The sequence below is a fragment of the Agathobaculum sp. TL06 genome, from assembly GCF_054658635.1.
In genome coordinates, this window is record NZ_BAAGGY010000023.1 from 1 (window position 1) to 24,949 (window position 24,949).

Consider the following 24,949-nt stretch of genomic DNA (forward strand, 5'->3'; position numbering starts at 1 on the left):
GGGGCCACAAGCTGCCGATGCGTCACTTCCATGCCTTCCTCGAGCCCTACCCCAACGAAGAAAAGTAACCATATCCGTGTGAAAATCTGGGCGTAACCTGCGCCGCGTGGAAAGCGCGCAGGGCAAGTATGATGAATCGGGCCGCGGAAAACTGAATCTTTTCCGCGGCCTTGTTCTTTGGGGGCAACCGAAAAAGAAAAGGGGTGCAAATTATGAGTAATGAAGAGACCAAACGCGATGGCTTTTCAAGCAAATGGGGATTTATTTTAGCTTGTATCGGCTCTGCGGTCGGTATGGGAAACATTTGGCGCTTCCCGATCATGGTGCAGAAATACGGCGGCATGACCTTTTTGATCCCATACTTTATTTTTGTAATCCTGATCGCCTCCTCCGGCGTTATGGAGGAATTCGCGCTTGGCCGCCGCGCGGCGGCCGGACCGGTAGGCGCTTTCGGCATGTGTACCGAGGAGCGCACCGGCAAACGGCGTTCCGGTGAGCTGATCGGTGCGATTCCGATTATCGGCGCTTTGATGCTGGCCATTGGCTATACGGTTGTGCTTGGCTGGATTTTTAAGTACACCTGGCTTGCGATCTCAGGCGGCCTGTTTGCGATGGGGCAGGACATGAGTATCATCGGCCCTGCGTTTGACGCAACCTCGGCTACGTTGACGAATGCAAACGGAGAAGCGTTCTCGTTTGTGCAGTCTGTCGGTGCGATGTTCTCGAGCGGCCTGTTTGGAATCGGTAACGGCGTGTGGCAGCTCATTGGTCTGGTCGTCTCCCTGGCGATCATGGCGATGGGCGTTGCGGGCGGCATTGAAAAGGCCAACAAGGTCATGATGCCGGTGCTGTTCTTCCTGTTCCTTGGCTTAGGCATTTACATCGCCACGCTGGATGGCTCGTCCGAAGGCTACAAGTACATATTCACGATCAATCCCGCAGGGTTGGCGAGTGTCGAGGTTTGGGTGTTCGCATTCGGCCAGGCGTTCTTCTCGCTTTCCGTCGCGGGCAACGGCTCGGTGATTTACGGCTCGTATTTGAGCAAAAAGGAGGATATCCCGGGCTCCGCGCGCAATGTGGCGGTGTTCGATACACTGGCGGCGCTGCTGGCCGCGTTCGTTATCATTCCGGCCATGGCGGTCGTGCTGGGCGCTGGGATCAACGATGTGAGCGGCGGCCCCGGCCTGATGTTCGTCTACCTCGTCAACGTGTTCAACGCGATGCCCGGCGGCCGCATCATCGGCCTGATCTTCTTCATCTGTGTGCTGTTCGCGGGCGTGTCCTCGATCGTCAACCTGTATGAAGCGCCGGTTGCGTTCCTGCAGGAGAAGTTCAAGTTCAACCGCGTCGCGGCCGTGGCTGCGATCGGTGTGATCGGCGCGCTGGTATCGCTTTCTATCCAGCCGTGGACTTCTCAGTGGATGGACGTTGTTTCGATTTACATCTGCCCGCTCGGCGCGATGCTGGCCGGCATTATGTTCTTCTGGGTGCTCAAGAAAGAGACCGCGATGGATGCGGTCAGCGAGGGCGCAAAGAAGCACGTGGGCGACTGGTTCCACACACTCGGCAAATTTGTTTATGTGCCTTTGGCACTGCTCGCCCTGATTCTGGGCGCGTTCTACGGCGGTATCGGCTGATTCACGCCAGCCTTGTTAATCGTTGTTTCCCCCCTTTCCCACGCGAAATCAACCGCCGCCTGTTGCAGACGGCGGTTGATTCATGTTATAATTAAAGTGCCGGAATAGAAAAACCAGCCGGAAATGAGGAAAAAGAGAAAAAGAAAAGGAGAGAAACATGGGATCTGACGTTCGAGACAAGATATCAAATGCGGCAACCGTAATCGAAATCACGCTTGGGCTAATCATCCTGATCGCCTGTGTAGTATCCAGTCTGGGCATCGTTTTCACAACGGACATTCAACTGCTGTTTTCCGTGCCGAACTACTTACAGGCCCGCTTGAGCGACGCCTGCCTGATTATCATCGGCATCGAGCTGATCAAGATGATCACCAGCTATACGATTGATTCGGTGGTTGACGTGATGCTGCTGGCGGTCGCGCGCCAGATGGTGGTGGAGCATACCTCCCCGCTGGAAAATATGCTGGCGGTTCTGGCGGTGGGCGCGCTGTTCGTGATTCGGAAATACCTGTATATTTCCCACCTGGACGGCCCCAAAAAAAAGCGCGACGAAAAGAAAAAAGCAGAGGAAAAAGAGCAGGAACACGAAATCGAATATCATATTTGAATGCCAAAATGCCGCGGCCTTGCGCCGCGGCATTTTTTTGCTTCAGAGGTTATTCCTGCGGCGGGATACAGCCGACGCCGTCCAGAATATAGTGCGGGCGGTAAGCATAGTTTTCCACATCCCCGCGCGTGGTGCAGCCGGAAAGCACCAGCACGGTGTCCAGGCCGGTTTCGATGCCGGCGACGATGTCGGTATCCATTCGGTCGCCGACCATGACCGCCTCATGCGAATGCACGCCCAGCAGACGCAGGCCGGTGCGCATCATCAGCGGGTTGGGCTTGCCGACATAATAGGCCTGCTTGCCGGTGGCCAGCTCGATCGGTGAAACCAGCGCGCGGCACGCGGGGATAATGCCCTGTTCGGATGGACCGGTCAGGTCGGAGTTGGTCGCAATCAGGCGCGCGCCCTTGTTCACCAGATCGACCGCCTTGAGGATGGTCTGATAGTTGTAGGTATTGGTTTCGCCCGCGATGACATAGTCCGGATCCACGTCGTTCATCACGATGCCGGCCTCGTACAGCGCGCCGACCAGGCCGGGCGCGCCGATCACATACGCCGAAGCGCCGGGCTTCTGGCTGGCGACAAATTTCGCGGTCGCGAGCGCGGAGGTATAGAAATGCTCCTCCCCGATTTCCAGCCCCATACGGGCGAGCTTTTGCTGCAGCTCGAGCGGCGAGCGCTCGGAAGAGTTGGTCAGGAACAAGAAGCTCTTATTTTCCTTTTGCAGCCACTCGACGAATGAGGGAACCCCGTCGAGCAGGCGGTTGCCGTGATAGATGACACCGTCCATATCGCAGATAAAGCCTTTTTTGGAGCGGAGCAGCGAAAGCGTATCGTTCATAAAGATCACCTTTCCGGAAAGCATGCTTTCCACGTTCTATTATGCCTAACGGACGGCGGCCGCGTCAAGGGGAAACGCAGGGGAAACTGTTAATTCCGTGTAAAAAAACAAGGGGCTTTGCGCGTATCGGAAAGCGTGGTATACTGATACTATGGAAAACGGGAGGGGGAAGCCGAATGGCGATCAGCAAGGCGATGCGCGCGGCGCTGCATACCCTCAGCTATGCCGCGAATATCGATGTGGGCAGGACCTATAAGGTAGAGCGCGTGTTGCGCGGGCTGCGGACGCCGCTTTCGCCGCTGTACCAGCTGTGGGACCGCAGGGTCGAGCGGGACGGGCATGAGGTGCGCGTGCGCATCTACTCTCCCAAAAAACAGACGGACAGCCGCCTGTTGCTGTTTTTTCACGGCGGCGGCTGGGTGCTGGAAAGCGTGGACACCTATAACAGCGTGTGCCGCAGCCTTGCGCGGAAAACGGGCTGCCGCGTGGCGTCGGTGGAATATGGCCTGGCGCCCGAGCATACGTTCCCAGAGGGGCTGGAGGACTGCTACGCTGCCGCGCGCGAGGTATACCGGCATCCGGAGCTGTTCGGCGTACGGTCGCAGGAGATTACCCTGATCGGCGATTCGGCGGGGGGCAATCTCGCGGCCGCCGTTTCGCTCATGGCGCGCGATCGGGGGGAGTTTACGGTCGCGCAGCAGATATTGATTTACCCCGCGACGTACAACGACCATTCCCCGCACACGCGCTTCGACTCGGTGCGGGAAAACGGGACGGATTACCTGCTCACCGCCAAGCGGGTGAGCGACTATATGGAACTGTACGCGGGCGGCGACCCCCAAAAGCTCAACGACCCGTATTTCGCACCGCTTTTGGCGGCGGACCTGTCCCGCCAGCCGCGCACGCTGGTGATCACCGCGCAGTATGACCCGCTGCGCGACGAGGGCGAGGCGTATGCCCGCGCGCTGCGGGACGCAGGCAATACAGTCATGCTTTACCGCATGCCGGGCGCGCTGCACGGGTATTTTTCGCTTCCCATGCGGTTCAAGCTGGTGCGGCGTACCTATGATATGATCGATCATTTCCTGAATGGAGACAGCGCTCATGCCGGATAACAGACAAAACCGAAAAACACTAAGCTGGAGCCGTTTGGACAACGCGGCCAAGATATTCCCGCCCACCTCACATGGGTCGGATACCGGTGTGTTCCGCCTTTCCTGCGAATTCACCGAGCCGGTCGCGCCAGACGTGCTGCAGGAGGCGCTCGACCGCACGCTGATGCAGTACCCGCACCTGCTGATGGTCATGCGGCGCGGCGTTTTCTGGTACTACCTGGAGCAGACGCCGCTGCGTCCGTCAGTAGAGCCGGAGCATGCGCCGCCCTGCGCGCCGCTGTATAACGGCAGCAAGTCGCTGCTGTTCCGCGTCAGCTATTGGCGGCGCAAGGCCAGTCTGGATATGTACCATGTGCTTGCGGACGGGGCGGGGGCGATCGGCTTTTTTGAGGCGCTGGTGACCGCGTACCTGGCGCTGCGCCATCCGGAGGCCGGTGTGGACGGACAGCCTCAGGCCTCGGTCTTCCAGCGCGGGTCGGACAGCTTCCAGAAGTATTACAGGCCGCACGGCGGCAGCACGGCCGAGCGTTCCGCGGGTAAGGCGTACCGCCTGCGGGGCGCAAAGCGGCCGGATGGTGCGCTTATGATCCTGGAGGGCGTTGCGGATGTGCGGCAGGTGCTGGACGCGGCGCACCGATATGGCGCCACGCTGACCGTTTACCTGGCCGCGGCGCTGTTTGCCGCCATTCACGGGGAGATGTATGTACGGCATGAAAAGCGGCCGGTCGTGCTGACCATCCCAGTCGACCTGCGCGGCTTTTTCCCCTCGCACACAACGCGCAACTTTTTCGGCACGATACGGGTGGGGTACGACTTTTCCCGTCGGGACGGCACGCTGCCGGATATTATCGCGTGCGTGGCGCAGTCGTTCCGCGACGAGCTGACGCCTGAACGGCTGGGCGCACGCATGAATAAGCTGGCGGCGCTGGAACATAATCCGGTGCTGCGGCCGATCCCGCTGGTGCTGAAAAATCCGGTACTCCGCATTTCCGGCGATATTGCGGAACGGGGCGAGACCGCGGTTTTGTCCAACGTGGGAAAATTCCGGCTGCCCGAGGCGCTGCACCCGTTCGTGCGCGGGTTCGGCGTGTTCATGTCCACCCACGCAACCCAGCTCTGTACCTGCTCCTTTGGGAACAGCCTGCATTTCGGCTTTACCTCCGCGTTTGAGAATACCGAGGTTCAGCGCCGTTTTTTCGAGCTGCTGGTCGGCGAGGGGATCGATGTGGAGATCCGCAGCAACGAGTATCACGAGGAGGAGGATGCGCTATGCAGCGATGCCCCAACTGCAAGGTAACGGTTGCCGGACACAAAGCCTGCTGCCCACTGTGCGGCGGCCGGCTTTCCGGTACGCCCGAACCGGATACCGAGGTGTTCCCATCGCTCGAGAAGCCGCGGTTCACCGGCAGCTTTGCGCTGCGGCTGCTGGGTCTGCTGGCGATCGCCGTGACCGTGGTGTGCCTGCTGGTCAACCTGGCTCTGGGCATGGATGACTGGTGGTGGATATTCGTCGCGGTGGGCGCGGCGTGCGTGTGGTCGGCCGCGGCGGTTGGCATTGCCTACCGGCGGGATATTGCGCAGAATATCGGCTGGCAGGTGCTGTTGATCCCAGCGTTGAGCGTGCTTTGGGACATTTGGACCGGCTGGCGCGGCTGGTCGGCCGATTTTGTCCTGCCCTGCGTATGCGCGGTCGGCCTGCTGGCAATGCTGCTGTTTGCCGTGCTGTTCAAAATGCCGGTGCGCGCGTTTGCAGGACCGTTTATCGGGGCGTGCGTGCTGGGCATCGTACCCGCAGTGCTGGTGGCGTGTGGCGTGGCGAAGGTCAAGCTGCCCTCCTTGGTCTGTACGGGGCTGGCGGTTGTGCTGCTGGCTGCGCTGCTGCTGTTCCAGTGGCAGACGATCAAGGCCGAGCTGCAGCGCCGGTTCCACCTGTAACGCGGGAAAAGAAAAAAGACGGCGTAAGCCGTCTTTTTATGACAGGGGAAAGGCGGGATCGGTTTCCCCTCCGCTCAACGCTTCCAGCGTGGCGGAGGAGCGCTCCGCCATATCCCGTAGCGCGCCCAAGAGACGCTGCTTCTCCTCCTCCCGCAGGCCGCGGGTGAGCGCCTCGGTCCAGTAATCGCGGATCTGGTAAACATGGTCGATCAGGGGACGCGCCCGTTCGGTCAGGTAGATATGCCGCACGCGCTTGTCCTGCGGGTCGGCTTCCGTGCGGACGTAGCCCTCGATGACCAGCTTTTGCACCGCGCGCGTTACCGTACCCTTGTCAAAGCTGCCAAGACGGGCAAGATCCTGCATGCTGATTCCGTCATTCTCAAAAATACGGAGCAGGAAAAACTGCTGCCCGCTGCCGATCTGGTCCTGTTCGAGCATGAGATCGAAATAGCGGCGCGTGTTGCGCTGCAGCAGGGAAATATAGCGGAGAATGGTGATGGCCTGGTGCTCCATTGAGGGGCGCTCCTTTCGGACGGCTGCGCATGCAACAGCGGTACTGCATGTATTGTACTGCAAAGCCCGTTTGTTGTCAATTCGGCCGCAGCCGCGCGGCGGCAATTCTTTCCGCTGGTGCCGCCGCGGCTGTTGACACTGCACAGAAAAGTGATAAAATTGGTATAGGTTAGAAATAACCATACAGAACACAGCATTGGACGTTGAAAGGACGGAACCATAAAATGTTGGTACTAAAAGATATTTGCTGGCGCGTGCCGGAGAAGGAGATTCTGGACAACGTGAGCCTGACCGTGCCGGACGGGAAATGCGTGGTTGTGACCGGACCGAACGGCGGCGGCAAGACCAGTCTTGCCAAGATCATTGCCGGCATCGAGCAGCCGGACAGCGGGAAAATCCTGCTCGATGGCCGCATCATCAACCGCATGAGCGTGACCGAGCGGGCGCGGAACGGAATCGCCTATGCTTTCCAGCAGCCGGTGCGCTTTAAGGGCTTGACCGTGCGCGACCTGATGGAGCTTGCGGCGGGAAAGGCCATGGATGAGGACGCGCTGTGCGACAGCTTATCCCAGGTGGGCCTGTGCGCCAGGGAGTATATCGACCGCGAGGTGAGCGGAAGCCTGTCCGGCGGTGAGATCAAGCGCATCGAGATTGCAACCGTGCTCGCGCGCCGCGCGCGCCTCTCGGTGTTCGACGAGCCGGAGGCGGGCATCGACCTGTGGAGCTTCAACAACCTGATTGATGTGTTCCGCAAGCTGCGCAGCGAGGTGGACGGTTCGATCCTCGTTATTTCGCACCAGCGGCGTATTCTGGAGATCGCGGACGAAATTGTGATTATTTCGGGCGGCAGGGTGTCCGCGCAGGGCAGCAGGGAGGAGATGCTCCCCCGCCTGTTTGACGGACAGACGCAGGGACGCCCCTGCCCGCTGGAAAGGGGGGACGCCTGATGAACCGGATCACGGAAAAGCTGCTCGCGGCCGTATCGAACTGGACGGGCGTACCCAGGAACGCGGCCTATAATATCCGCGAGGACGGACAGTGCGCGGGCCGTCAGTCTACCGCGCATATCCAGATCACCTCCAAAACCGATAAGCCGGGCATCGATATCACCGTGGCGCCCGGCACCAGGGGGGAGCAGGTGTATATTCCGGCCTGCGTGACGCACAGCGCGGAAAACGACCTGGTGTACAATGATTTTTATATTGGGGAGAACGCGGACGTGACCATCGTGGCAGGCTGCGGCGTCCATTCGGATGGCGAGGGCGAGGCGCGGCACAACGGCGTCCACCGCTTTTTCCTGCAAAAGGGCGCGCGGGTGCGGTACCTGGAAAAGCACATCGGCACGGGCAGCGGATCGGGGGCGCGGGTCATCGATCCGGTTACCGAGGTGGAGCAGGCCGAGGGCAGCACGATGGAAATGGAAACCACCCAGATCGGCGGCGTGGATTCCACCCGCCGGACCATGAAAGCCGTATTGGCGGCGGGCGCAAAGCTGCGTGTGCGGGAACGCATCCTCACGGATGGGGAGCAGCGCGCGGAGACCGATTTCGTCGTGGAGCTGAACGGGGACGACTGCGGCTGCGACCTGATTTCACGCTCGGTCGCCAAGGGGCAGTCGCATCAGGCGTTCCGCTCCCTGATACGCGGCAACTGCCGCTGCACCGGACACAGCGAGTGCGACGCCATTATTATCGGGAACGGCACGGTGAACGCCGCGCCGGAGCTGGGCGCGAACCATGCGGACGCGGCGCTGATCCATGAGGCCGCGATCGGCAAGATCGCCGGGGAGCAGATCCTCAAGCTGTGTACCCTGGGGCTGACGGAGGAGGAGGCCGAGGCCAAGATTGTCGAGGGCTTCCTGCGCTGAGGAATAGCAATAAAAAGAGGGGCTGCCGGACAGCCCCTCTTTATTTGATGCGGTTTATTTGCGGGCCAGATACTTGCGCATGTCGATCGCGCAGGCGATCAGGATAATCAGGCCCTTGATGATGTACTGCCAGTTCGCGCTGACCGAAAGCACGGTCAGGCCGACAAAGATGATGCGGAGCAGCAGCACGCCGACGATGATACCGCCGATCGAGCCGATGCCGCCGACAAAGGACACGCCGCCGATAACGCAGGCCGCGATTGCGTCCAGCTCATAGTTCTGGCCGGTGGACGGGCTGTTCGAGCCGATACGCGCGGCTTCGATAAAGCCGGTGATCGAGTACATGATGCCCGCGAGGATAAATACCATCATGGTGTTTTTGGCCACGTTGACGCCGGATACGTTGGCCGCTTCCGGATTGGAGCCGCAGGCGAACATGTTCTTGCCGAAACGGGTCTTGTTCCAGATGAACCACATCACAATGGTGAGGACCAGCGCATACCAGACAAAGTTCGGGATCGGGATCTGGTCCTTGCCGATCTTGACAACCGAACCGTTGACGAACTGCTTGAACGGCTCGGACAGGCCGGAGATCGGCGCGCCGCTGTTGCCGTTCATATTGGTGAACAGGAGCAGGACGCCATAGGTGATTAACTGGGTCGCCAGGGTGACGATAAACGGATGCAGGCCGAATTTCGCGACCGAGAAGCCGTTGACCAGGCCGATCACGGCGCCGACGATCATTACGATGACCAGCGTACCCGCGATCATGATTGCAGGATGAAGCTGCGGAATGCCGGGGAACATCTTGCTCGGATAATCCGCCGCCTGCAGCAGCGCGGCGGACATACAGGCCGTCAGGCCGACGACGCGGCCGGCGGACAGGTCGGTGCCGGTCAATACGATCGTACCCGCGATGCCGAGCGCGATCGGCAGGTTGGCCGCGGTCAGCGAAAGCATATTAATCAGGGAGCGCGGCGCGATAAAGGACGGCTTATAGATGGCGATGCCGATGATTGCAATAATCAGAAAAATGTACAGGGAATAGCTAATCAGCCATTCTTTCCAGTAATTGCGCTTTTCGGAAGCGCTCATCGCCTTGTAATCGGCGTACTTGCGCTTTATATTATCGATAAAACGGATGTTCATGCTCTTTTCCTCCCCTTAAGCATACTTGGCGGCCAGTGTCATGATCTCTTCCTGCGAGGTGTTGGCAGCGTCCACCTCGCCGGCCAGCCGGCCGCCCGACATGACCAAGATACGGTCGCACACGCCGAGCAGCTCGGGCATTTCCGAGGACACCATGATGACCGCCTTGCCGCGGCAGGCCAGGTCGATGATCAACTGGTAGATCTCGTATTTTGCGCCGACGTCGATGCCGCGGGTGGGTTCGTCCAGCAGCAGGACCTCCGGATCGGTCAGCAGCCAGCGGCCGAGGATGACCTTTTGCTGGTTGCCGCCGGAGAGCGAGCGGATCTTGGTTTCCTGCGTCGGGGTCTTGATGCGCATGGCCTGGATGGCCCAGTCGGTATCCTTTTTCATTTCCTTTTCGCTGAGCAGGCCGCCCTTCAGATATTTCTTCAGGCTGGAAATGACGGTGTTTTCACGGATGTTCAGGATGCCGAAAATGCCGGTCGCGCGGCGCTCCTCGGTCAGCAGCGCGAAGCCGTTTTTGATGCTTTCGGTCGCGCGGCGGTTATGTACCTCGCGTCCGTCCAGGCGGAGGGTACCGGATTTGCGGGTGGCGATGCCGAAAATATTTTCCAGCACCTCGGTGCGGCCGGACCCGTCCAGGCCGGCAATGCCGAGGATCTCGCCCTTGCGCAGGCGGAAGGAGACGTCGCGGACGTGCGAATACATCGCGGTCAGGCCCTCAACCTCAAGCGCGACCTCGCCGGGGGTATTGGTCTTGGGCGGGAAGCGGTTGGTCAGCTCGCGGCCGACCATGAGCTTGATGATCTTTTCCATCGTCAGCTGGCTGGCCGGCTCGGTGGCGATCCACTGGCCGTCGCGCATGATGGTAACGTCGTCCGAGATGCGGAGGATCTCCTCCATCTTGTGCGAAATATAGATGATGCCGCAGCCCTGGTCGCGCAGCATGTTGATGATGCGGAACAGGTGCTCGACCTCGGTTTCTGTCAAAGAAGACGTCGGTTCGTCAAAAACGATGACCTTTGCGTCATAGGAGACCGCCTTGGCGATCTCGACCATCTGGCGCTGGGAAACCGGCATGGTGCTCATCACCGTGCGGGGGTTAACGTGTACGCCGAGCTTTTCAAACAGCGCCAGCGAGTCCTTGTACATTTTCTTTTCGTCGATGCAGTTTGCGAATTTTAACGGATACCGGCCGAGCCACAGGTTTTCCATAACCGTCCGTTTAAGAGCCTGGTTCAGCTCCTGATGCACCATTGCGACGCCGTTTTCCAGCGCTTCCTTGGAGGTTTTGAAGTTGACCTCCTTACCCTCCAGCTCAATGGTGCCGCTGTTTTTTTCATAAATGCCGAACAGGCATTTCATGAGCGTTGATTTTCCGGCGCCGTTTTCGCCCATCAGCGCGTGGACCGTGCCGCGCCGCACGGTCAGTGATACGCCGTCCAGCGCCTTGACGCCGGGAAACTGCTTACAGATATCAGTCATTTGCAGCAGGACGTCGTTTGCCATATGGATTGCTCCTTCCCCTTTGTTTTGGATGAAAAGACGGCCGCCGCCGCTTGTGCGCGGTAGCGGCCGTTGGTTGCATGCAGTGCAGCGTTAGCGGAAAGGCTTATTCGCCGAGGTAGATCTGATAGGGGATGCGGATCTTGTTAACGCTGTCGTCAACCGTGTACTTGTCGGCAATACCGTCCATCATGTCCTTGCCGGCTGCAACGTTGGAGATGATATCGGTGATGCACTGCGCCATACCGTCGGCGTCCTGCTTGATGGAGCCGGCCATCTGGCCCTTGGAGATCAGAGACTTTGCCGCGTCGGTCGCGTCAACGCCGAATACGGGGATGGTCTTATCGCCGCCGTCCTGATTGTAGCCGATGGTGTTGAGCGCGGTGATCGCGCCCTCCGCCATGGAGTCGTTGTTGCAGATAACAAGCTCGATCATGTTGTTGTTGCTGTCATTGTTGGTGGAAAGGGCGGTGGTCATGTATTCCTGCGCGGCTGCGGCGGACCAGGAGCCGTTGCGGTCGACCAGATACTTGTCGGAGTTGTTCGGATCGTAGAACTCAAGCTCCGGCTTGCCGGCCTCGGTCAGAAGGGCGTTGGCGTCTTCCACCGCGTACTGGGTGCGGTATTCCGCCTCGGCGTTGCCCTGCTCGCCCTTGAACAGGATATAGGAGATCTTGCCGTCGCCGTTGAGATCATACGCGTCGTAGTTTTCCAGCAGGTATTCGCCGATCATCTGGCCCTGCAGGTGGCCGGCTTCGGGCGCGTCCGTGCCGACAAACGCGGCCTTGTCATAACCGCTGATTACAGCGTCGGAAACCTCGCGGTTGAAGAACAGGACAGGCAGGTTGCTTTCCTTGCCCTTGTCAATAATGCCGTTCGCGGCGTCGTCCGAGGACGTGTTGACCAGGTTGACGACCAGCATTTCCGCGCCGGCGGTGAGAACGGTCTGCACCTGCTCGGTCTGAGTAGTCTGGTTGTTGTTGCCGTCCTGGTCGTTGTGCTCGATGCCCGCGGCATCCAGCTTTTCGGACAGAGCGGCGCGGACGGAAGCGATATAGGTGTCCGCGTAGTTATAATACAGAACGCCTACGTTCAGGTCGTTGGAAGCCGCGTCCCCGCCGCCGCCGTTGTCGGAAGCGTTGTTGTCGCCGCTGCCGCACGCGGTAAGGGACAGTGCCATCGTTGCCGCCAGACCGGCCGCCCAGAATCTCTTCATGTTCATGGTAAGTTACCTCCTTCAGGACTCTCTTTTCTTCTCTTCGGCAGATTGCCTTTCGTTGTGCTTTCATTATAGTAGTAAAACAGCGCAAATAAAATAGAATTCTTTACTGATAAAGTTTGAATTTTTACTAAAAAAAGAAAAAGGATGTCGAAAAATTCGACATCCATTGGTTAAATTATACAATTCAAATCATTGATTTTGTGTGAAGCTAAATAGGAATTTCTGATTTTGTTCGGTATACATATCCTCGCGGCCGATGGCGCGCACCTCGGTATCAATGTGATCGGCGTCCGGCTGTTGGCCGTTAATCAGCTGGAAAGCGGCTTCCAGGCCCAAATATCCCATGGCAAACGGGTTTTGGACGATCAACACGTCGATCTCGCCGGTTTCGAGCATGCCGACCGAAACCACATTATTGTCAAATCCCACGACGCGCACCGTGTCCCGCAGGCCAAGCTCCTCGATGGCGTGTCCGACGCCGAGGGTGGTCAGCTCGTTGAAAGTCACGATCGCGTTGATCTCGGGATGGCGGAGCAGCAGTCTGCGTGTTTCCGCCTGCACGGTTTCGCTCTGCGAGGAGCAGTTGATCTTTTCCACAATATGCGCGCGGCTTTCCCGCGCGGCGGCGGCCTCAAAGCCCTGCTCCCGCTTCTGGCCGTTTTCACTGTGGATATCGAAGCCGACAATGCCGATATACAGCTCGTCCCCGCCGCCGTCGAACAGCGCGCGCGCCGCCGCCTCGCCCGCCCTGTAATTGTCCGTCCCGATGCGGATGGCGGCGCGGTCGGTCTGGATATCCGAATCGATAATAATGATATGGACGCCCTGGTCGGCCGCCTGGTCGATCAGCTCGGCGGGCGCTGTGTAGTCGATCGCGGAGATCACGATGGCCTGCGCGCCGTTATCGATTGCGTTTTGGATCAGCGTATTCTGATCCTCCCAGGCTTCCTCGTTCGCCGGCCCCTCAAACGTGTAGTCCAGATTATATTCGCTGGCGGCGGCCTTCACGCCGGACTGGACGGATTTCCAAAAGGCCGAGCTGGTGGATTTGGTGATTACGGCGACATAGGGCTTCTGCGTCTGCACGCTGCCGGACGGGATGGAACAGCCGGCCAGCAGGAACAGCAGCGCGCCGGCGGCGCCGATCAAATTACGGATTTTCATGCGCATTCCCCCCAGACTGCGGCAGGCGGATGATGACGCGCGTCCCCTGGTCGGGCTCGCTCTGGATGGACAGGCCGTAGGGCGCGCCGAAGTAGATGCGGATGCGGTCGCTGACGTTTTTGATGCCGATGCCGCCCGGGCCGCTGCGGTCATGCGACAGGATCGCCCGGCACTGGCTCTGCTCCATGCCCACGCCGTTATCGGTTACGGTCATCAGGATATCCGTCCCGTCCGGCCGGACGGAAACGGTGATCTCCCCATCCTCGACAAATTCGCCGAAGCCGTGCAGGATCGCGTTTTCCAGGATGGGCTGCAGCGTGATCTTGCTGCACAGGCAGTCAAGAAGCGACTCGTCCACGTCGAAGCGGTAGGAGAACTGGTCCTTATAGCGGAATTTCTGGATAATCAGATAGCATTCCGCATGCTCCAGCTCCTTGCGGATGGGGATCAGATCCTCGCCGCGGGAGGTGCTGATGCGGAACAGGCGGGCGAGCGCGCTGACCATTTTAACTGCGTCCTGTGTGCGGCCAAGCTCGCACATCCACTGGATAGAGTCCAGCGTGTTATACAGGAAGTGCGGGTTGATCTGTGCCTGCAGGGCCTTGAGCTCGGTTTTGCGCAGCGTTTCCTCCTCGCTCTTCACCTCGTCCACGAGCTTCTGGATGCGGCCGACCATATGCTCGAAGGAATCGGACAGCACGCAGATCTCCCGTGTGCCGCTGACCGGCGTATAAACGAAGTCGGGCGCGGCGGTTTCAAAATCGCGCATCTCCCCCACCAGGCGCAGGATAGGGCGCGAGACCAGCCGCGCGATCAGAAGCGCCACGCCGAGCAGGATGAACAGGGCGATGGGAACGGTGAACAGGAGCATTTGCAGCGCGGCCTGCTGCGGCTGACGGACCAGCTCGTCCAGATAGCTGACGCCCACAATGCGCCAGCCGCCCTGCGGCAGGGATTTGATGACCCGAATAAGATCCTGGTCCGCATGCACCCCGTCGCCCAGCGCCGCGAGCGGCGCGGTGTCCTCGGTTTTGAGGCCGGAATAGATGAGCTGCTGCTGCGGATGATAGACCAGGCGGCCGTCGCTGTCGATGATAAAGCTGTAGCCGTGCTGGCCGATGCCGACCGCGTCCATATAAGCGGCGATGGAGGAAAACTGCAGGTCCATGGACACAAAGACCTCCCCGCCGTAGCGGTCAAGCGCGGCGGGACGGGCGATGGTGACCACCCAGGGGTAATAATCCGCATACAGGTTCTGCACATGCGGCGGGGTATAGTACAGGCCGGAGGGGTCGGGCTCGACGCCGGTAAGGTCGAGCGAGCCGGCCTGCGGCTTGCGCGTGCGGCCCGAGGTCCAGCAGGAAAGCAGCCGGCCGGAGCTGGTGTAAACGCCGATGCTGGTCAGGTCGTCGCGCATCTGCACCATGGTGCTGAAGGTTTCCGCAAGCGTCAGGTCGTCCGCCTCGCTTTGCAGCTCGCCGGTGATGCGGCGGATCAGGGTGCTGGCGTCCGAGGTGTAATCGGATATCGCGCCTGCCGCCTGTGCGACCGACTGCTCCGAGCTTGCGGCTGCGTTGGAGCGGAGCGCGTTCGCGTACAGCGTCGTATACACCAGGGTGGAAATCAGCACGGTGATGGCGGCCACGCCGCTGACCAGCAGCACCATCAGGCTGGACAGGGAAAGCGGCTGCTGTTTCATGCGCCATCCTCCGCGTTCTGCCGCCGCAGGGCGAGCGGCGAGATGTCGAACCGCTTTTTGAAGCAATAGCTGAAATAGTGCTGGTCCGCATAGCCGCAGCGCGCGGCGATCTCCATGACCTTGAGCGAGGTGCATTGCAGAAGCTCCTTCGCCGCGTCCAGGCGCTGGGCGGTGAGCAGATTGACAAAGGTTTCGCCGGTGTTTTTGCGGATCAGCGCGGATAGGTAGTTCGGGCTGATGTGCAGCGCCTCGCTGATCGAGGCGAGGGAAAGCGTTTCGTCCCCGTACTGGGCGCGGATCATGCCGAGCGCCTGGTCGCACAGCAGCTTGCCGCTTTCCCGACACTGCTGGGAGATCGCGTCGTTGACCTGCAGGCAGAAGTCGGTCATTTTTGCGCGCAGCTCGTCAAAGGAGCGGTAGGAGAGCGAGAGGCCGGCGAGCGGGGAAGCGCGCCAAAGCTCGTCCACCGTGGACGGGTCCACGATCGCGCCCGCCGCCCGGCAAAGCGCGCTGAGGAGCTGGACCATCATCAGGTCGGTTTCCAGCGCGGAGCGGCGGGCGGAAAGCAGGCTGTCGAACAGGTTGTCCAGATACGCGGTGAGCTGCGCGCGGCTGCCGCTTTTGACAACGCTTTCCAGCCTGGCCGCCGCGTCCGTAAAATCCGAGCGGATGGAGCCGCGCGCCTCCAGGTCATCGACAAAGCGGGAGCTGCCGTCCCCCAGTCCGGCGGGATAGGCAAGCACGCCGATCGCCTCGCGGTAAGCCGTATGGCAGTCTGACAGCGCGCCGACCGTGCGGCTGACGCCGACCGTGCAGCGCGCCTGCATCACGCGCTCGATCGACTGCACAATCTCGCTGACCGCGATATGCAGGTATTTATTCAAATCGAATTCGCTTGCCATCACAAGCGAGACGACGCGGCCGCCGATAAAGCAGGAGGCGCTGTGCAGATACTTCTGCAGCACCAGCTCGACCGCATGCACATGCGCGCGCGAGGTGAGCGGCGCGCCGTCCCGTCCGGCGATCGCTGTGACAAGCACAACGTAGCCGGGCGGGATATCCTGCGCGGTGAGCAGGCCGCACTCCACAGCCTGCCCGTGCAGGTATTGCTCGAGCGCGGCGTCGGTCAGCGGCGGGTTGGCGCCGAAAAACAGCGGCATCAGAAAATCGGCCGGCCGCGGCTGTCCGGCGCGGCCCTGCGCGATTTCCTGATAGCGCAGGGAAATCTTTTCTCTAATGACGCAAAGCTCTTTTTTCAGCTCCTCGAGCGTGATCGGCTTGAGCATGTAGCTGATGATATTATACTGGATGGCCTGCTGCGCGTAGGTGAAATCGTCATACCCGCTGAGAAAGGCGATGTGCATGGCGGGCCGGATCTCGCGCACCGCGCGCGCCAGCGCGATGCCGGACAGGAACGGCATGCGGATATCGGTCAGCAGCAGGTCGGGCTCGAGCTTTTCGACCAGCTCAAGCGCCTCCATGCCGTTTTCCGCTTCGCCGACCACGGTAAAGCCGCATTCGGCCCAGGGGGTGCGCTCGACCAGCGAGCGGCGCAGCTCGGGCTCGTCGTCCGCGACGATCACAGTATACATGGCAGATCCTCCTTTTTCTGTAAATCGGGTTGCTTTTAGTTTAGCGGGTTTGCGGCCGCTTGTCTATAGAAAACCGCCGAAAGCAAGCGTCAGCCTGTTTCCGGCGGTTTTCCACAAAGGGCGTTATCAATGGGAAGAAAAGCAGAATTGCGTGAGATGCCGGTATTCCCCGCCCGCGCGGAGGACGGGCTGCGGGAAATGCGGCAGGGCGGGCGCGTTCGGCCAGAACTGGGTTTCCAGGCAGAAGCCATGCCGCCGGCCGTACCGCGCGCCGCCTTTTCCGGCGGGCAGGTCCGCGCGCAGGTAATTGCCCGAATAAAGCTGCATGCCGGGCATATCGGAACGCACGGAGAGCGCGATGCCGGTCGCGGGGCAGTATGCCTCGGCAAACGGCCGCAGTCCCGTGCCATCGATGATATAATTGTGGTCGTAGCCGCCCGCGCGCGCGATCTGCGGGCAGGCGCTGTCCCAGCCCGCGCCGAGCGGGGCGGGCTGACGCAGGTCGAGCGCGGTGCCGGCGACCGGAGCGATCTCGCCCGTGGGCGCGCCGGTCCCGCCGAGCGGGGTGAAGCGCGCCGCGTGGACGCAAACGGTCTGTGCGCCCACCTCGCCGGAGGCATGCCCGCCCAGGTTGAAATAGCTGTGGTTCGATAAATTGCAGAGGGTGTCCGCGTCGCTTTCCGCCGCATATGCGATGGACAGTGTGCCGCCGGACAGACGGTACGCGACGCTTGCGCGCAGCCGGCCGGGATAGTTTTCCTCTCCGGCGGGGCTGTCATAGCGCAGCAGCAGGCCGTCCGGCAGGACGGAAGCGCGCCAGATGCGCCGGTCGAAGCCGGTCGTGCCGCCGTGCAAATGGTTGACGCCGTTGTCGTTGCAGGCGAGCTGGTACTGCCTGCCGCCAAGGGTGACGCGCCCCTCCGCGATGCGGTTGGCGCAGCGGCCGAGCAGCGCGCCGATGTAGCAGTCCTGCGCCTGGTAGTCCGCAGCCGTGTCGAAGCCGAGGACAACGTCGGTCGGGACGCCGTTCCGGTCAGGCACGATGAGCGACTGCAGGATGCCGCCGAGCGTCAGGACAGCGGCCGAGAACGCGCCGTCCGTCAGCGTATAGCGCTCGACCGGCCGCCCGTCATGGGTGGTTCCGAATGGGGTGCAGCGGATATCCATGTCACTTCACACTTTCCGCGAACCGCAGGAACGCGGCCCGTCCCTCGGCGGTGCGCTTGTACACGCCCGCGTACTCCAGCACGGCTGCAAACACCAGGCCGACTTCCTTTTGGATGATCTGCATGGCGTTGTCCGCGGTGATGGTATAGTGCGGGGCGAAGCCCTCCGCCCAGTCCGCGTGGGACGCGGTCAGCGGGTCGGCGCGCAGGTCGCGGCCCGCCGCGAGCGCTTCGCCCAGCGCCGCCAGCTCGGTTTTGAGCCGCGCGGGCAGCACGGCGAGGCCCATCACTTCGATCAGGCCGATGTTTTCCTTTTTGATGTGGTGCAGCTCGGCGTGAGGGTGGTACAGGCCGAGCGGATGCTCCGCGGTGGTCAGGTTGTTGCGCAGCACCAGGTCCAGCTCGTAATCCGCGCCGCGCCGCCGCGCGATCGGGGTGATCGTGTTGTGCGGCACGCCGTCGGTTTCGGCAAGGATCATTGCGTCCTTGTCCGTGTAGCCGCGCCACGCGGCCAGAATACGGTCGGCCAGCGCGGCAAGGCGCGCGGGGTCGCCGCCCGTCAGACGGATGACAGACATCGGCCACTTAACGATGCCGGCGCGGATATCGTCAAAGCCGGGGAAGGCCAGCGCGGTCTCGACCGGCGCCTTGGCCATGGCGAATTCATAGCGTCCGCCCTGGAAGTGGTCGTGCGCGAGGATCGACCCGCCCACGATGGGCAGGTCGGCGTTCGAGCCGACAAAATAGTGCGGAAACTGGCCGACAAAGTCGAGCAGCTTGCGGAAGCAGGCGCGGTCGATCTTCATGGGCGTATGCGCCGCGTTCAGGCAGATGCAATGTTCGTTATAATACACATAGGGGGAATACTGCAGGAACCACGGCTGGCCGTCAATCGTGATTGGGATGATCCGGTGGTTCTGCCGCGCGGGGTGGTTGACGCGGCCCGCATAGCCCTCGTTTTCCGCGCAGAGCTGGCATTTGGGATAGGCCGAGGCGGGCAGGTCGCGCGCGGCGGCGATGGCCTTGGGGTCCTTCTCCGGCTTGGACAGGTTGATCGTGATATCCAGCTCGCCGTATTCGGTGGGCGCTTTCCATTGCATATCCTTTGCGATGCGGTCGCGCCGGATATAATTGGTGTCCTGGCTGAACTGGTAATACCAGTCGGTCGCGCGGGACGGGCTTTCGGCATACAGCGCGCGGAAGCGCGCGGCGACCTCGCGCGGCGGCGGGGTCAGGCGGCCCATCAGCGCGGTATCGAACAGGTCGCGGTAGACGATGGAGTTGTTTTCCAGCACGCCGCGGGCGTGCGCGTCGTCCAGCAGCGCGTCCAGCACGGCGGGCAGGTCGATGGGCGTGTCGGGGAGGGCGGGCTCCGCATAGCTGTCCAGCCGCAGTGCTTCCAGCAGGCTGTTGACCGCCCAGACATGGTCCTCGGGCGCGATCAGGCCGGTCTGCTCGGCATAGCGGACGAGCTGCGCCACTGCGTTGTCGATCATAGCGGCGCCTCCTTACGCTTCGTAGCCGTGCGGATGGGCCTTGTGCCAATCCCATGCGGTCTGGATGATGGTGTGCAGGTCGTTGTACTGCGGCTTCCAGCCGAGCACAGCCTGGGCCTTTTCGCTCGAGGCGATCAACTGGGCGGGGTCGCCTGCGCGGCGCGCCTCCACCCGCGCGGGGATGGGGTGGTCGGTCACGCGGCGGGCCTCCTCGATGACCTCCCTGACCGAAAAGCCGACGCCGTTGCCCAGATTGAACACGTTGTTTTCCCGTCCCGCAAGCAGGTAGTCAAGCGCAAGGATGTGCGCCTGTGCGAGATCGCAGACGTGGATATAGTCGCGGATGCAGGTTCCGTCCGGCGTGGGGTAATCGTCGCCGAAGATCGAGATGGCCTCGCGCTGGCCGTTCGGCACCTGCAGGATGAGCGGCAGGAGATGGGTTTCCGGATTGTGCGCTTCGCCGATCGAAGCGTCCGGCTGCGCGCCGCAGGCATTGAAGTAGCGCAGCGCGACAAAGCGCAGGCCGTGCGCGGCCGAGACCCATTTCATCATTTTTTCCATCGAGAGCTTGGTCTCGCCGTAGCAGTTGGTCGGCTCGGTGCGGTCGGTTTCCAGAATCGGCACGCGTTCCGGCTCGCCGTAGGTCGCGGCGGTGGAGGAAAAGACGATGGTGAGCACGCCGTGGGCGACCATGCTTTCGAGCAGCGTTTTGGTGCCGCACAGGTTGTTGTCGTAATACTTGAGCGGCTTTGCCATGCTTTCGCCGACCTGGGAATTGGCGGCGAAGTGGATCACGCCCTCGATCCGCTCGCTTTCAAACAGGCGGTCGACAAAGGCGCGGTCGCGGATATCGCCCTCGTAAAAGCGCGCGCCTGCGGGGACCGCGGCGCGGAAGCCGGTTTCCAGGTTATCCGCGACAACCACCTCGCGTCCGGCCTCAACCAGCGCGCGCGCGGTGTGCGAGCCGATATAGCCCGCGCCGCCCAGAACAAGAATAGACATAAAATACCCTCCCAGTAAGTTAGATATGAGGAACGCTCAGGACGCCGTTACGCAATCACGGCGCCGCCCTCCGGACGGATGTGCAGGAAGTGGCAGCAGCCCTTCCCCAGCACGGCCTCCATACCGGCGCGGAACTGCTCCTTCCTGCCGTTCGGCACAAAGGCCTGCACGGTACCGGCAAAGCCGCCCCCGTGGACGCGGGCCGCGCCCTCCCCAGCGAGAAGCTGCTTGGCGAGCGCGATGGTGACGCATACCGCCTGCTCCTGCGGACGGGCCGTGCAGTAGAGGTTTTGCAGCAGCAGGCCGGAGGAGATGCCGGACTGGTTCACAAGCGAGAGGAAGCGGAAGAAATCGTCGCTTTCGAGCGCCTGCGCCTGCTTGACGGCGGTCAGGTTATCCATAAAGAAGTGCATGGCGCGCAGCGCGGCGCGGTCGCCGGCCTGCCGGCGGACAAGGGCGAGGTTGTTCCAGAATTCATGGTAGTCCACGTCGCGCAGCACGGACTTGCCGAAGCACACGGCGGCCGCGCCCATCTCCGCGGGGATCGCGGCGTATTCGTCGGTCAGGTCCGCGTGGTCCGCGCCGGAATCAATGATGCAGAGCGCATGGCCGGAAGAGGACAGGTCGTAATCCAGCTTGCGGACCGCGGGCGACGCGGGGTTCTGGAAATCGATGGACACAATGCCGCCGACCGCGCTGGCGAGCTGGTCCATCAGGCCGCAGGGCTTGCCGAAAAACGTGTTTTCCGCATACTGGCCGATCTGCGCGATCTGAACCAGGCTGACCGCGTCCCCACAGAACAGATGGTTGAGGATTACGCCGATCAGCACTTCATACGCCGCCGAGGAGGACAGGCCGGAACCGCCGAGCACAACAGAATCGATGCAGGCGTTGAAGCCGCGCACCGGATACCCGAGGGAAATAAAACGGCTGGCGATTCCGCGCACCAGCGCGGCCGAGGTACCCGCTTCCGCAGGCTGCGGCGCGAGCATGGTCAGGTCAATGTCAAGGTCGGGATAGCCCGCCGAGCGGATGCGCGCGGTCATGCCGTCGTTGGGGCCGGCGCAGGCGAGCGCATCCAGATCGATTGCGGCGGCCAGCACGCAGCCGTGCTGGTGGTCGGTGTGGTTGCCGCCCAGCTCGGTGCGGCCCGGGCCGGAAAACAGGCCGACCCGTCCCGCTTTGCCGAAAGCAGCGCCGTAATTGTGCAGCAGGCCGGACAGGCGGGCGCGTTTGTGTGCAAGCCCCTCGCTGCCGCAGCCGCAGACAGCGGACAGGCGGGCGTCGAGCGCGCCGCTGTCGATCGCCTGAAGAAGGATCGCTTGCTCTTCCATACGGCTCATCTCCTTTTTGATCGCAATTTTTCAGGATGATATCCTGGTGATTTAAGCATACTCAATTTTTAGTAAAACTTCAAGCATTGTTTTACTAAAAATATAAACAAAAATCCAGGGGCCGTTTTGGGTAAAAAAGCGGCCGGTCTGGTAGACCGGCCGCCTGGGGTCAGCGGATGGGGGCGTATACGCTTTCCCGCTCGATCAGCGAGGGGGGGACAACGATTTTTACCGGCAGCGCGTCCGCATCGCGGCGGCTGCGCGCAAGCAGGTCGACCGCCGTGGCGCTCATGGCGGCGACATGGGTGCTGACGCTGGTGAGCGGCGGGTCGGTGAGGGTGGAGAGCGGTGTGTCGTTGAAGCTGATGATGGACATATCGCGCGGAACGTGCAGGCCGTTTTCCCGCAGCGCGGCGCACGCGCCGATCGCGGCTTCCTCGTTGGCGGCCAGCAGGGCGGTCGGCAAAGCGCCGCCGGACTGGATGCGGCCGGACAGCGCGGCGCGGGCGTCCGAGGAAGTCATTTTCGCTTCAAACAGGAACGCGGGGTCGAACAGGCCCTTGCGCGTCATATAGTCGATGAAAAACTGGCGGCGCACCTCGGGCGCGGGCCGTTTCTTCTGGTCGAGCTTGCGGTCCGGACCCAGGAAGCCGATATACCGGTGGCCGCGCGCGAGCAGGTAATCGAGCGCCTGCTCCACCCCTAACTGGAAATTCAGCACGACCGAGGGGAACTTCAGCTCATCCGGCGCGGAATCCAGGAACACAAGGTTGGACGACAGAGCGGACAGGTTCTGTATCTGCGCCTCGGAAAAAATGCCGATGGCCAGCAGGCCGTCAAACGAGGTGGGGACGGGCGCGCGGTAGGCGCCGGCCTGCTCGGACAGGTGGATGACCGAATAGCCGCAGTCGCAGCAGCGCTGCTCGGCGTAATTTTTGAGGTAGAGGTAATAAGGGTCCACTAACTGCTCCGCCGGAGAAAGCATCTCCGCGATGGCGATGCGCAGCGAGGAGGGCGCGCCCGTCCGGATCCGGCGCGGGCGGGCGGAGGAGCGGTAATGCAGCTTGCCCGCGGCCTCCAGGATCTTGGCGCGGGTGGCGTCGCTGACGCTCATGGTCGGGTCGTTATTGAGCACACGGGAGATGGTTGTGATGGAAAAACCGGTGTATTCAGCTAATTCTTTAAGCGTTGACATCTCGATCCCCTGCTTTTAGTAAAATAAGCTGCTTTCATTATATCCAATGCGGGGAAAGGTTGCAAGCGTTAAATCAGCAAAAACAAGCTCGATACTCATAAAGAGTAGCAAAGAAAGTGGAAAAAGCAAAAAAAGAGGCAGTCACCGCACAAAAATCTTTATGACAAGGAAATAAACGCCAGAAAACGGCACTATCCATTGGATAGTGCCGTTTTTCTTATCTACCAAGGAGGAAAAGTCTATGCAAAAAATGAATTTCGATTATTACTACGGAGAACAGTCCGAAAGCTTCCGCTTTCTGCGGGTTCCCCGTCTGTTGTTTACCTCCCCTCAGTTTCGCGGCCTATCCACAGACGCCAAGCTGCTTTACAGTTTAATGCTGGATCGTATGTGCTTATCCGCCCGTAATGGCTGGTATGACGAACAGGGACGTGTATTTATCTATTATACTGTCACGGATATCGCGGAACACCTCAACTGCAAAAAGGACAAGGTATTAAAGTTGTTGAATGAGTTGGATGATAAAAAAGGCGTCGGCTTAATGGAACGTATTCGTCAGGGACAGGGCAACCGTCCAAAATCTATGTCAAACAGTTTACCGTGCAAGAGCGTCCGGAGCCGCCCAATCATCCTATCGGCAGTCGAGGTCAAGACGGTACAGACGCAGCAGTCTTGACGGCTCAAAATGATACTTCTGTACCGCGGAAAACAGGAAGTCAAGAGTGCGGAAAAAACGAATCTAATTATACTGATAAGAATTATACTGAGTTAATTAAATCTATCCATCTATCAATCCATCACGAAACGGATTTGCAGCCGGACGGACAGTGGGATAGCGGCTAGACCGATAGAAGTTGACCAGCCGCCGCTGTCCGCGCAAGTACGGCATTTGTGCCACAAACGCCGCTTGTCAGGGACAATCCCCTGAAACCCCATCCGCATCAGCAGAGCGTTATCCCATGTGCGGAGGGTATCCCGCCGTCTGTCCGCCGTCAAGGCCGGGCGTTTGCTGCGCAACCGCCCGCGAGCCGCCCCACCAAAGGGGCGGGCCTTGACTGCGGATTTCCAGCGGGATTAAAGGTCGCCAAGGGGATAACACTCCCGCAGGGCGCGCGATGCGCGCCCTGCATTTATTCTGGTCCCGGCAAGCCTGCGACCAAAACGCAGATAGAAAGAAATCAGTCCCAACTTGGGACGTATTAAATCCCATGAAAGCAGAGGAAGCCAATATGCGATACACTAACAACCAAGGGAACGGCCTATGGAAGTCAGAATATGAAGGAGGTATACAAAATCGGAGAACCATTCGCATATATCCGCGTCAGCAGTCGCGACCAGAACGAGGACCGGCAGCTTGTTGCCATGCAAGGGCTTTGCATCCCTGAACGGAATATTTACACCGACAAGCAGAGCGGAAAAGATTTTAAGCGGCCGCAATATAAGAAACTGTTGCGGCGCATGAAAAAAGACGATCTGCTCTATATCAAGAGCATTGACCGTCTGGGGCGCAATTATAAGGAAATTTTGGAGCAATGGCGCATACTGACCAAGGAAAAGGGCGTGGATATCGTCGTGATGGACATGCCCCTGCTCGACACACGGCGCGGCAAAGACCTGATGGGGACGTTCCTCAGCGATATCGTATTGCAGGTGCTGTCCTTCGTCGCGGAAAACGAACGCGAAAACATCCGGCAGCGGCAGGCCGAGGGTATCGCCGCCGCCAAGGCGCGCGGCGTGAAGTTCGGCAGGCCAGCCCTGCCCCTGCCCGATAACTTCCACGAGGTACATAAGGCATGGCGGGAAAAGAAAATCCCTCTCCGGCTGGCGGCGAAAGCCTGCGGGATGCCGGTGGGGACGTTCTATGACAAAGCCGTGCGATTTGAAAAAGGAGGTTAAATAAATCGGA

The 24,949-nt window shown here is 60.6% G+C and carries 22 protein-coding genes; 9 read left to right on the plus strand and 13 right to left on the minus strand.

The window, feature by feature from the left end:
* Nucleotides 1–212: 212 nt before the first annotated feature.
* Both ACYQ3S_RS12920 and ACYQ3S_RS12925 read left to right on the plus strand, forming a co-directional pair.
* Nucleotides 213–1,637 (plus strand): sodium-dependent transporter, encoded by a 1,425-nt coding sequence (locus ACYQ3S_RS12920; protein WP_459689655.1) that lies wholly within the window; start codon nucleotides 213–215, stop codon nucleotides 1,635–1,637.
* Between the two features lie 157 nt (nucleotides 1,638–1,794).
* Nucleotides 1,795–2,244, plus strand: coding sequence for a phosphate-starvation-inducible PsiE family protein (locus ACYQ3S_RS12925; RefSeq protein WP_459689657.1), 450 nt, complete (start codon nucleotides 1,795–1,797; stop codon nucleotides 2,242–2,244).
* Between the two features lie 49 nt (nucleotides 2,245–2,293).
* On the opposite strand, the gene ACYQ3S_RS12930 is transcribed toward ACYQ3S_RS12925, so the two are convergent.
* Entirely contained in the window at nucleotides 2,294–3,085 is a 792-nt protein-coding gene (locus tag ACYQ3S_RS12930; RefSeq protein ID WP_054327877.1) for an HAD-IIA family hydrolase, read from the minus strand.
* Nucleotides 3,086–3,261: 176 nt separating this feature from the next.
* Between ACYQ3S_RS12930 and ACYQ3S_RS12935 the strand changes: the two genes are divergently transcribed.
* From ACYQ3S_RS12935 to ACYQ3S_RS12945, 3 genes are read left to right on the plus strand one after another with little or no spacing between them, the layout of a single operon-like run.
* Complete coding sequence (locus tag ACYQ3S_RS12935; protein WP_147573718.1) at nucleotides 3,262–4,200, plus strand: alpha/beta hydrolase; 939 nt, start codon at nucleotides 3,262–3,264, stop codon at nucleotides 4,198–4,200.
* Nucleotides 4,190–5,497, plus strand: a complete 1,308-nt coding sequence (locus ACYQ3S_RS12940) for a hypothetical protein (protein ID WP_107631554.1) — start codon at nucleotides 4,190–4,192, stop codon at nucleotides 5,495–5,497. Before ACYQ3S_RS12935 ends, ACYQ3S_RS12940 begins: the two co-directional genes overlap by 11 nt.
* Nucleotides 5,470–6,135: a DUF6320 domain-containing protein gene (locus tag ACYQ3S_RS12945; RefSeq protein WP_054327817.1), complete on the plus strand. Its 666-nt coding sequence runs from the start codon at nucleotides 5,470–5,472 to the stop codon at nucleotides 6,133–6,135. The genes ACYQ3S_RS12940 and ACYQ3S_RS12945 overlap by 28 nt, the downstream gene beginning before the upstream one ends.
* Before the next feature lie 36 nt (nucleotides 6,136–6,171).
* On the opposite strand, the gene ACYQ3S_RS12950 is transcribed toward ACYQ3S_RS12945, so the two are convergent.
* Nucleotides 6,172–6,648, minus strand: coding sequence for a MarR family winged helix-turn-helix transcriptional regulator (locus ACYQ3S_RS12950; protein WP_459689660.1), 477 nt, complete (start codon nucleotides 6,646–6,648; stop codon nucleotides 6,172–6,174).
* 224 nt (nucleotides 6,649–6,872) lie between these two features.
* On the opposite strand from ACYQ3S_RS12950, the gene ACYQ3S_RS12955 reads away from it, so the two are divergent.
* Nucleotides 6,873–7,595: an ATP-binding cassette domain-containing protein gene (locus tag ACYQ3S_RS12955; protein WP_459689662.1), complete on the plus strand. Its 723-nt coding sequence runs from the start codon at nucleotides 6,873–6,875 to the stop codon at nucleotides 7,593–7,595.
* Nucleotides 7,595–8,515, plus strand: coding sequence for a SufB/SufD family protein (locus ACYQ3S_RS12960; protein ID WP_459689664.1), 921 nt, complete (start codon nucleotides 7,595–7,597; stop codon nucleotides 8,513–8,515). The genes ACYQ3S_RS12955 and ACYQ3S_RS12960 overlap by 1 nt, the downstream gene beginning before the upstream one ends.
* A 54-nt stretch (nucleotides 8,516–8,569) precedes the next feature.
* On the opposite strand, the gene ACYQ3S_RS12965 is transcribed toward ACYQ3S_RS12960, so the two are convergent.
* The 11 genes from ACYQ3S_RS12965 to ACYQ3S_RS13015 form a co-directional block, all read right to left on the minus strand.
* Nucleotides 8,570–9,664, minus strand: coding sequence for a galactose/methyl galactoside ABC transporter permease MglC (locus ACYQ3S_RS12965; RefSeq protein ID WP_459689665.1), 1,095 nt, complete (start codon nucleotides 9,662–9,664; stop codon nucleotides 8,570–8,572).
* A gap of 15 nt (nucleotides 9,665–9,679) precedes the next feature.
* Nucleotides 9,680–11,176: a sugar ABC transporter ATP-binding protein gene (locus ACYQ3S_RS12970; RefSeq protein WP_459689667.1), complete on the minus strand. Its 1,497-nt coding sequence runs from the start codon at nucleotides 11,174–11,176 to the stop codon at nucleotides 9,680–9,682.
* 103 nt (nucleotides 11,177–11,279) lie between these two features.
* Entirely contained in the window at nucleotides 11,280–12,395 is a 1,116-nt protein-coding gene (locus ACYQ3S_RS12975; protein WP_307718892.1) for a galactose ABC transporter substrate-binding protein, read from the minus strand.
* Between the two features lie 189 nt (nucleotides 12,396–12,584).
* Nucleotides 12,585–13,559: a substrate-binding domain-containing protein gene (locus tag ACYQ3S_RS12980; RefSeq protein WP_459689669.1), complete on the minus strand. Its 975-nt coding sequence runs from the start codon at nucleotides 13,557–13,559 to the stop codon at nucleotides 12,585–12,587.
* Nucleotides 13,546–15,258, minus strand: coding sequence for a sensor histidine kinase (locus ACYQ3S_RS12985; protein WP_459689671.1), 1,713 nt, complete (start codon nucleotides 15,256–15,258; stop codon nucleotides 13,546–13,548). Before ACYQ3S_RS12985 ends, ACYQ3S_RS12980 begins: the two co-directional genes overlap by 14 nt.
* On the minus strand, nucleotides 15,255–16,850 hold the full coding sequence (locus ACYQ3S_RS12990) for a response regulator (RefSeq protein WP_459689672.1): 1,596 nt from the start codon (nucleotides 16,848–16,850) through the stop codon (nucleotides 15,255–15,257). Before ACYQ3S_RS12990 ends, ACYQ3S_RS12985 begins: the two co-directional genes overlap by 4 nt.
* A gap of 126 nt (nucleotides 16,851–16,976) precedes the next feature.
* A complete protein-coding gene (locus ACYQ3S_RS12995; RefSeq protein WP_459689673.1) occupies nucleotides 16,977–18,017 on the minus strand; it encodes an aldose epimerase family protein in 1,041 nt (346 codons plus the stop codon).
* A gap of 1 nt (nucleotide 18,018) precedes the next feature.
* Nucleotides 18,019–19,512, minus strand: coding sequence for a UDP-glucose--hexose-1-phosphate uridylyltransferase (gene galT / locus ACYQ3S_RS13000; protein ID WP_459689675.1), 1,494 nt, complete (start codon nucleotides 19,510–19,512; stop codon nucleotides 18,019–18,021).
* Nucleotides 19,513–19,524: 12 nt separating this feature from the next.
* The gene (galE, locus tag ACYQ3S_RS13005; protein ID WP_459689676.1) at nucleotides 19,525–20,514 is read right to left on the minus strand and encodes a UDP-glucose 4-epimerase GalE; all 990 of its coding nucleotides are present in this window, start codon (nucleotides 20,512–20,514) and stop codon (nucleotides 19,525–19,527) included.
* A gap of 47 nt (nucleotides 20,515–20,561) precedes the next feature.
* Nucleotides 20,562–21,848 (minus strand): galactokinase, encoded by a 1,287-nt coding sequence (locus ACYQ3S_RS13010; protein WP_459689677.1) that lies wholly within the window; start codon nucleotides 21,846–21,848, stop codon nucleotides 20,562–20,564.
* 169 nt (nucleotides 21,849–22,017) lie between these two features.
* A complete protein-coding gene (locus tag ACYQ3S_RS13015) occupies nucleotides 22,018–23,043 on the minus strand; it encodes a LacI family DNA-binding transcriptional regulator (protein ID WP_459689679.1) in 1,026 nt (341 codons plus the stop codon).
* 241 nt (nucleotides 23,044–23,284) lie between these two features.
* On the opposite strand from ACYQ3S_RS13015, the gene ACYQ3S_RS13020 reads away from it, so the two are divergent.
* Complete coding sequence (locus ACYQ3S_RS13020; protein WP_459689681.1) at nucleotides 23,285–23,719, plus strand: replication initiator protein A; 435 nt, start codon at nucleotides 23,285–23,287, stop codon at nucleotides 23,717–23,719.
* Between the two features lie 599 nt (nucleotides 23,720–24,318).
* Nucleotides 24,319–24,939, plus strand: coding sequence for a recombinase family protein (locus tag ACYQ3S_RS13025; RefSeq protein WP_459689682.1), 621 nt, complete (start codon nucleotides 24,319–24,321; stop codon nucleotides 24,937–24,939).
* The last annotated feature ends 10 nt before the right edge of the window (nucleotides 24,940–24,949 follow it).